Origin of the sequence: Alkalibacterium sp. AK22 (assembly GCF_000585255.1) — a bacterium.
In the GTDB taxonomy this organism is placed as follows: domain Bacteria; phylum Bacillota; class Bacilli; order Lactobacillales; family Carnobacteriaceae_A; genus Alkalibacterium.
Genome location: NZ_JANL01000029.1, coordinates 101393 through 110781, shown reverse-complemented (window position 1 = coordinate 110781; position 9389 = coordinate 101393). Strand labels below are relative to the sequence as shown.

General features: G+C 43.1%; 3 protein-coding genes. 1 reads left to right on the top strand and 2 read right to left on the bottom strand.

Annotated features, from left to right (window positions below; translation table 11 throughout):
- Positions 1-5434, bottom strand: a 5434-nt coding sequence (locus ADIAL_RS06205; RefSeq protein ID WP_034301347.1) for a SpaA isopeptide-forming pilin-related protein, incomplete at its 3' end; no start/stop codon positions are given.
- A 183-nt stretch (positions 5435-5617) separates the two neighbouring features.
- On the opposite strand from ADIAL_RS06205, the gene ADIAL_RS06200 reads away from it, so the two are divergent.
- On the top strand, positions 5618-7132 hold the full coding sequence (locus ADIAL_RS06200; RefSeq protein ID WP_034301345.1) for a helix-turn-helix domain-containing protein: 1515 nt from the start codon (positions 5618-5620) through the stop codon (positions 7130-7132).
- A 238-nt stretch (positions 7133-7370) separates the two neighbouring features.
- On the opposite strand, the gene ADIAL_RS06195 is transcribed toward ADIAL_RS06200, so the two are convergent.
- On the bottom strand, positions 7371-8732 hold the full coding sequence (locus ADIAL_RS06195; protein WP_269317647.1) for a xylulokinase: 1362 nt from the start codon (positions 8730-8732) through the stop codon (positions 7371-7373).
- Positions 8733-9389 lie beyond the last annotated feature (657 nt).

The following is a 9389-nucleotide window of genomic DNA, read 5'->3' as shown; positions in this document are numbered from 1 at the left end:
TGTCTGTTCTTACCTTTTCGCCATCTCGGTAAAGACTAAAGACAGGATCCGACAAGGCTTCTCCCTGACTTGTGATTTTCTGGAACTGGACACTACCTTGAACATTTTCAAAGCTTCCTAAATCGAGCTGTTCAGGTTCATCTTCTGATTCGGCAAAAATCTGAAAGCTGACAGGCGTGGTGTTTCTGATAAAACCATCAGGCGCGCTCGTTTCAACTAAAGTATAGTCTCCTGGAGCCAGATCATTGATTTCAATGATGCCCTCCTGATTGCTTGTCCATTCGGATAACCGTTCGCCCTCTTTCAGCAAATCAAATGTTGCGTCAGCTAGAGCCTCTCCATTCTGATCTGTTTTCTCCAGTCGTATGCTTCCTTGGTAGTTGATTACTGGATCAACTTCAATAGTTTCTAGCACGCCGGTATGCTCATTAGGCACGGTAAACAAACGCTCCACCGTGTTTTTTATAAACCCTTCAGGTGCCTGAGACTCAACTAGGCGATATGAACCTGGGGCCAGCTGCTTAACTTCCAGCATCCCCAAGTCGTCCGTAATCAAATCACTAAACAGCCTTTCACCCTCTTTATACAAAGTAAAGCGTGCACCTTCGAGGGGCGCTCCTTCTGCATCTGTTTTCTGAAGCAGCACGTCTCCCTGGAAGTTTTCGAAGGTTCCCAGATCTATTGTTTCCAGTTCTCCGGCATTGCGGTCACTGATCTCAAATTCCAGCTGCTCCGTGTTTGTAATGAAACCTTCGGGAGACTGAATTTCTCTTAACCTATATGAACCCGGAGCTAAATCAGTCACACGGATACTTCCGTTGTCTCCTGAAACAATACCATCTTGGATCAGCAAATCATTATCATCTCTTACTTCAAAAACAGCACCTGATAAGCCCGCTCCATCTTTGTCTGTTTTGATCAACTCGATACTCCCCTGATAATTTATAAAATCATCAAGCATGATCAATACAGGCTCTCCTGAATGTTCAGACTTTATCTCAAAAGTAACAGGCTCAGTGTTGATTGCAAAGCCTTCTGGGGCTTGAACTTCTACAAAGCTGTACTCCCCTGGTTCTAAGTTCTCGACTGTGATGACGCCTGCTTCATCTGTTGTCCATTCAGATATAGCTTGATCACCCTGTCTAAGTTCAAATACTGCACCGGGCAGGATTTCTCCCGATGCATCGGTTTTAATCAAACGGACAGTGCCTTGATAGTTCGTCCAGCTACTTAGCTGAACAATATCGGGTTGTCCACTGTTTTCAGCTGTAATGGAAAAACTCTTTTCGTCGGTGTCTCTTATATATCCTTCAGCTGAACGTGTTTCTCTTACAGTATAGTTTCCTGGAGCAAGATTAGATACTTGCACTCGCCCATTTCGGTTTGATACAGGCTCGGCAACACTATCCCCATTGCTGTTTCTTATTTCAAAACGAGCTCCTGCTAAAGCATTGCCTGCTTGATCTTCCTTTTGCCATCTAACCTGGCCCTGATAATTCATGATTTCAATAGTTGGAACGGGCTGGGTGCCATCTTCCTTAATGGCTACCGTAAATGGGAAACGCTCTGTGTTTAAAATAAAGCCCTCAGGCGCTTGTACTTCCTGTACAAAGTACTGACCAGGATCGAGATCCTCAACGACTGCTCTCCCGTTCTCAGCTAATATATTTTCTCGAATAACCTCTCCTGTTTCGGATAGAACGGAGAACACAAAATCTGAGCGAATCCTACCTGAAGGGGACACTTTTCTGATATCCACCTGGGTACGTCTATTTTGAGCAGAAAATTCAGTTACCTGTTCATCTTCATCATGATTCAATGTAATGAGGCGTCCAGCAGCTAGATCTTCATCAATCACATAACGCTCAGGGGCCTCTACTTCACGGAGAAGGTATGTCCCACGTCTCAAACCTCCAAATCTCAGCTGACCGTTTTCATCAGTTCGTCCTCGTCGGAGTACTTGACTGCCTCGTTCAGTTAAGAGTTCAAATTCTGCTCCTGGAAGTAACGTCTCTGCCGGATCAGCTTTTTGAATGAGCAGGCTTCCTCGAATGCTAGATCCGTCTCCACCTCCCTGGTTGGATTTAAAAACTGAGATTTCCTCATCAGTCAACTCCAGAAACTCCACAGTGTTTCCTTCTACTCTGAACGCATTGGTGATGGCTTCGCCCTGGCTGACTAGTGGATCAATCAGAGAGCTGTAAGTTAAAATATAGGCTTCAGTAATTTCCGAAGGGAATGTCAGCTCAAAAGACTGTTCTCCTGTTTCTTCATCTATAGCAAGAACCAGATTATAGTCTTGTCCTTCAGTCAGGATTGTTTCTGATTTTGACAAGACGCCGTCTGCTGAAACATCTGCCTGATACAAAACAAAGGATTCCGGCACAAGCTGAGCGTTCAAATCCGGTGTATCCGTCAGCTTAAACTCTGTTACACGCGAGCGATTGGGATTTAGTTTAATTTCCCAATCAATACGTTCACTAAACTGTCCTGTCTGCTGGCCTGACTTGTCCGCAAACACACCGCCAAAAGGTACTTCAACCGAGGCTTCCAGGCGAATCGTTTCCTCATTGTTTGTCACAGTCGCTACATTATCAATGACTGCATCTCTGACCCAGCCATCGGTGAACTCTGTATTGAAGCGGACACCAACAGCTAGCCGCTCCCCTTTTAGAGAGTCATCCAGACTGACTACAAAGACTTCATTGTCTTCAACAAACTCAAGTGTAAACTGATTATCATTGAGGACTTGTTCATTGATCCGGTCTCCATTTGCCGCAACTTCATAAGAAAAGACTTCAAAAGAATCCATGAGCCACTGCTGGTTACCCGGCAACCGGTCTCTTATTTCAAAATCTTCACCAATAGGTAGTCTGGCGTAATTCGCAAACACAGACCAGGTTGTTTCTCTTGTTACTGCATTATAGCGTCCGTTTTTAACCCCATTGGAGGCTGTCAGCCCCGTGCTTCCAGAGCTGACTCGACCTGAATCGCTACTAAAAGTACGGTCTCCCTCTTCCCATTCAATCTTCGCTGTGTTAGCGTAAGTCGCTGTTCCGTCTGAATTCCGCTCAAAGCGTGTAGAGTAGCGCAAAGTGAGTGGAAAATCAATTGATTCAGTGAAGGTGAGTACAAACCCACCCGCTTCTTCTGCCTGCGCTTCAGTATAATCAATCGTATAGCCCGTAAACTCTTCACCCTCTATCGTTAACAATTTCAACTCGAATCCCGAGTAGTTATCGTCATTGGGTAAGAGCGATAGACCATCTCCTTCAAAAGTATCTGTCAGTACAAGGTTATTCATTGTATAACTGTTTCTGTTGATGCGCAGTTCCCAGTCTATTTGTTTTCTGCCAATATCTGTAGCCACATGACGCTTTCTTAGCCCTTGCTGGCCAAAGGCGCCGCTGGAACCACTGGAAGCCTCTGTTCCGGTAAGGATTTCGTTAATCACTCGACCTCCGCTTTCGACGATGCCGGTTCCCTGCTGGCCTGTTAAACGGGTCGTGTATACAATCTGGTAAGCCTGCCGGTCAATTAAGTCATTGAACTGTAGATCAAAACCTGAGTTGTCTGCACGGATATCCAAGGTGTATAAAGAAGAAGAAACTGGACTGGCAGATCGTATCGGCTGCCCCTGATTGTCTATTGACACCTCGAAGACTTGGAAAGAACCTTCTTTCAAAGCCATGACATTCTCTGGTGTCCATGTATCTGCTAGAGTAGCGCTACCTTGATCAATCAGTTTTTCATTAAAGTTATAATTAATAGTCCAGTCAAATGTTTGTAAAGTAGAATCATATCTTGGACTAAGCTTCTCGATAGCAAGACCGTAACCACTGCTTACAGTAGACGTTGTGGTATGGTTTTGCCCATCACTTGCAAGCACAGCACTATTTGTAAACGTCTGGGCTCCATCAAAACCTGTTTCTGGTTCAATAATGTCCGTTGTGTAGCGTATACGGTAAGCTTGTCTCAACTGGTCCTCATTTAGTCCACTTAAGTCTATCACCAACTTGCCTTCCTCTACGCTCACGGAGTAGGCCGCAGTATCTAGACGCTCTTCCTCAATGCGCTCTCCTTGAGGAGTCATGCGTAGTACTGTGATTTCCAGGCTATCCGACTGGTAAGCCATAAATTCAGGCAACTGATCTGATACAACCGGATTGACCATTGTATCCAGTGCTGTATTGATGTCAATCGTCCAAAAAGCTTCCGTTGAGTTGAATCCTTCGTTGTTTATTGTTCCTTCTTTATCAATCAGGCGGCTATTTTTAGGAATAACAGGAAAACTAACGACAAATTCCGGAACAATGTCAAAAGCAATTTCCTGTTGAATCTGATCGCTTAGTGCCTCTTCATCAAGAGCTACTTCAAAGAAAAACGACCCTCTTACATCATCCCCTTCAACGCCTTCATTGAAGGTAAACAGAACGGTTCCTTCCTGTGTGACCGACCAGGTGCCAACATCCCCAAGCAAGCCACTCGTGCCTGACACCGGTCTAAATTCATCCGGCAAATTGAAGGTATACGTATCTCCAGCGCTAACTGTATGTCCATCAATCAAAAACCAGCTGAAATCCAGTCGTCCAATGGATGACGCATTTAAATCCAATGGGTTGTCTGCATTGAAGACGGTCCCTTCTCTGTCCGTAAAGCGGACATCAGTGAAGCGTACTTGCTCTTCTGTTGCGCGCCCTTCTTCTATTTCATCCTGGGAATCTTCCTCGGTTGAAGCATTCGCTTCATCGGTAACCTCTTCATCTATTTGTTCATCCGTCTGTTCAGCTTGTTCTTCTTTATCGCGTTCATCCTCTTCAAGATCCTCAAAAGTATGCTCATTAGAGGCACTGAAATCTGATTGATCCTCTTCCGTGTCTACGGAATCCTTATTATCTTCTTCTGCCTCGTCATGTCTAGCTTCTTCAAACTCAATCGTCTCAGTAGTTTTCTGAGGCTTGACTGTTAGTGTCTGCTCGAAACGTTCACCATCTGCTGCAAATATAAACGCAACTGCTGCTTCTTCATCAGTTCCTGTGTCTATAGTCGCATCCACTAAAAAGCTGCCTGCTGTTTGCTCTATTACAGTTAAATCTATATAGTCTGGTGAAAGCGTGTATGTACCTATAGATTCTCCTGTTTCTTCATCAAGCAAGTCTCCATCTGAAGACGGCACATGTATTGCTTCGGGTAGCTCAATGTGTCTACTCTGTTTCTCTTCAGTGGTGTTCTCATACTGGACAGCAATCTTGATGCTGTCACCATCGATAACAGAATCGACTGTTTCCAGTGTGTCATTATCTATAATAGTTATTGAGTCTATCTGAAGGCCTTTGTCATTCGACCAGTCCTCGGCAATCACCGTAAAAGGTATCATAGCCAGTTGCTGAATAAACAACATGATCGTTATCATTGCATGCATTATACGCTTCATCTTTTTCCCCCTGTTTAATATAGTTTAAATTCTAAGTAAAACGCATTTTAGCAAAAATATTCATACGAAATCGTTCATTATTTGCACACTACAAGGCAAATAATGAATCTGACACCTGTTTTCATGTATAAACAATTATCTTTTGTGCTATTATGAATTTAAATGAGTAGGAGGATGATGAATATGTGGGAGCTAATTTCTTCTAAAGAACAAAAGCAGTATCAAATCATCGAACATCTCTATTACGCAGAAGAGACACAGACTATCGAAGACCTAACCAAGATTACCGGGGCTTCCCGACGGAGCACGGTTGACGATTTAAAAGAAGTGAGGAAACATGTGGAAGCTGCCGGAGGTGTACTCCATACAAACAATGATGGACTGGAAATCCGTCTGCCCAGACACTACTGTATTGATTATTTTCAGAACCAACTGATTCAAAGGGCGTTAGGATTCAACTTGCTGGAACTTCTATTTTTTCATACTAAACTCTCTGCTAAGCAACTTGAGGACCGGCTGTATTTGAGCACCTCATCTTTGAATAGACGCGTACAAGCAGCAAATTCCGCAATGCGTGAATTTGGGCTGTCAATACAAACGAATCCGTATACTATACAAGGAGACGAATATTTGATCCGTCGTTTCTTTACTACATATTTTATTGAAGCATATGGATATGAGTATTGGCCGTTTGAATCGGTAGATTTCGAGGAAGTATCAGCGATTATGGATTCGTTGACGGCTCTTTCCTCTATTAAATTTGAAACGGTCAATTTTCACCGCTTCAAAGTATTTACGGCGGTCAGCCTAATTCGAGAGCGCAAAGGATTTGATATATATAACTCGAAGTTGAACGAGTCCCCCATTGATACCAGTGAACTGCTTAAAGTCACTAAACACGTAGACCGTTGGCTTTCAACTTTACACTTACCCAAAGATAAGCATGCTGAATACACCAAACTATATACCTACTACATGTTCTATTACTTTAAATCTTATACGGACAAACCGCTGTCCTTTTTTAATCAACATGCCGCTTTAAAATTTATGGAGGATCTTGAGAAAATAGCTTCTAATTTCCAACTACCGAAGATTGACTTCAGTCAACTATCTGAAAAAATCGATGAAATGCTTTTTAACTATTCGAAAATTCCTTACAAGAGAGCGCTCGATAACTACTTACTATTCCCTTCACGTGATCTTTCCCTGGTCGGTTTTTACAAATGGAATTATCCCTTGTTTTATGACCAGCTGAATCAAGTGCTCAAAACAATGTACCTGGACTATGAGCTGAGCGAACAGAATGTCAATGTACAAACTTTGCTCTCAACTGTTTTAAACCGATGGGATCAACTCACCCTGCATTTATACGAAAATTACTCCGTGTGCCGCCTATTAGTTTACAGCCCCATCAGTTTAAGGCATGCAAATAATCTTGCCAGTATGCTCCGGTCCAAACTTGAGCGGGCCTGCACAGTTGAAGTCTTTTCAGGAACCCGACTGACAAAAAAACAATTATCTTCGTATGAGTTTGATATATTAGTTACTGCAACAACTCCGAAGATAAATATTTCTCAGCCGGTTATCGCTATGCACAGGAAATTAAGTGGACATCATATGGCTCCCTTAGTTAAAGAAATTGACCGCATAATGGACATGAACCGGTCCAAATCGCGTTATACTTTTAATGAAATATAGCCACAACTAATCAGAGACAGAAGGCATGATCTTAATTATTCAGCTGAACAGTCGGCTACCGAATAGGCTTTTATAACACTCACAGCCCCCTTTTAGCCTACTCTTATGATCAGACTATGTAACTAACTCAGTGTGTTTCAGTGTACAAGGACGACAAAGTAAATCACCGGTAAAATCAGGAGAGTCGATTCTCTGATTTACCGGTGATTTTTTTACCTCTTATTTTTAAAATGTAAGCTTACTGCATATGGCTTACAGCACTTTTTTCCACTTTCAAGAGTTCCTTGTACCGAAGCAGAAAGTCTTTGAAGGCTGCCTGTCCCTCTTTTTGCGGTTTGATGGCGTGGGACTGTTGCTGGCTGAATACTTTGTCAGAAAGAAAGTCTTCCAGATTTTCTTCCGCTTCTTTATTGATCAGATAGCTTGCCAGCAAAGCCATTCCCCAGGGGCCTCCTTCTCCTGCACTTTGCGTCACTGAGATGGATGCATTTAAAGCATCAGCCATCATCTGCTGACCGACATGAGCCGTTTTAAAAAATCCTCCATGCCCAACAATTTGTTTGATACTGACCCCTTCCTCAAGAATCAGAGTGTCCATTCCGAGCTTTAACGTGGCTAAAGCAGAGTAGATTTGCGTGCGCATAAAGTTTGCCAGGCTCAATGTGCTGTCCGGCATCTGCACAAACAAAGGCCGTCCTTCTTCCAGTCCTGTAATCGGTTCACCTGAATAGTAGTTGCAGCTCATCAGCTGACCATTATCAGGCTCCGCCTCCAGAGCTTTATTGAAAAGCGTATGAAATAACTGGCTGTCTGAGACTTCAAATCCAAAACTTTCAAATAAATCCTTGAACAAGCCTGCCCAGGCATTGATATCTGTCGTAAAGTTATTGCAGTGAACCATGGCTGTCGGCTTACCTGCCGGTGTGGTGACCATGTCGATTTCTTCATAGTAGTCAAGCAGGCTGTTCTTTAGTACGAGCATAGCAAATACTGATGTACCAGCGGACACGTTACCGGTTTGTTCTGCTACAGCATTCGTGGCTACCATACCTGTTCCCGCATCACCCTCTGGCGGACAGAATCTCACGCCTGGTTTCAGTGTACCGGAAGGATCGATCAGAATGGCTCCTTCTTTTGTCAAACTACCAGCTGATTCCCCGGCACTTAAAATATCTGGTAAAATATCCAAAAGGGTCCAGCCTTTGTCCACATGCTGAATAGCCTGATCATAAGCGTCAATTTTATTTTGATCGAACTGACCGGTCAGACTGTCTACAGGAAACATGCCGGATGCTTCACCAACACCCACAGCCTTGACACCGGTCAGCTTCCAGTGGATGTAACCGGCCAAGGTCGTCAGGTAAGCAATCTCCTTGACGTGCTCTTCCTTATCCAAAATAGCCTGATGCAGATGCGCAATACTCCATCTTTGTGGAATATTGAAGGCAAATAGTTCGGTCAGTTCCTTGGATGCTTTCTGCGTTGTCGTATTTCTCCATGTCCGAAAAGGGGTCAGCAACTGTCCTTGCGAATCAAAAGCAAGGTAGCCATGCATCATGCCTGAAAAGCTCATATAATCAATATCAGTGTAATTGACTATTTGTTTCCACGTTTGGCCCTCCTCAGTTTTTCCTATTTCATACCACCTTTAATTTCAGTACCCGTTCCACCAGAAACCGTTTACAAAGCTTTGAACAATAAACACTTTCAAACAATTATTTTTGATGGTTTAATGGATGTATTCATTCAGCTGCTCTCGACAGTCTGTTGATCGCATCTCACCGCTGTGCCATATAAAGTGACTTTTATGATCGATCCGTTTGTTTCATCTTTTATCTCCACTTTTCTTGCTGTGCCGGCTATCCGTCCTCATTCTACTTCCCCCTTTTATACTAAAAATCAACTTTCCGGCAAGGTTAATATTTAGTGATGCGGATTGATATAAATGATCCGTTATGATAGTTAGTTTGTTGAATTAACTAACCGGTAACATAACCCTAGCGAATCTCTGAAGCGTTTTCAATCGCTTCCAAATAAAAAGATAAAATTAAAATAATCGGTCATCCTTAGTCTCTTTATGCCTCAGATCGAACAAGGTTAATCATTAAATTCTGGTATCCATATCAGCAAAAACAGGAGGCTATATGAATACCAGACTGAAGGCCGTTTTGAATGATGCAAGAAGGTAGAGACATCTGACATGACTAAAAAAAATAACGCTAGCAAGTTTCCCCACCAGCGTTATTTACTTGACCCA

What these genes read in the sequence shown, in the direction of transcription:
- ADIAL_RS06200 (WP_034301345.1), top strand. Translation starts at nt 5,618, where the DNA reads ATGTGGGAGCTAATTTCTTCTAAAGAACAAAAGCAGTATCAAATCATC.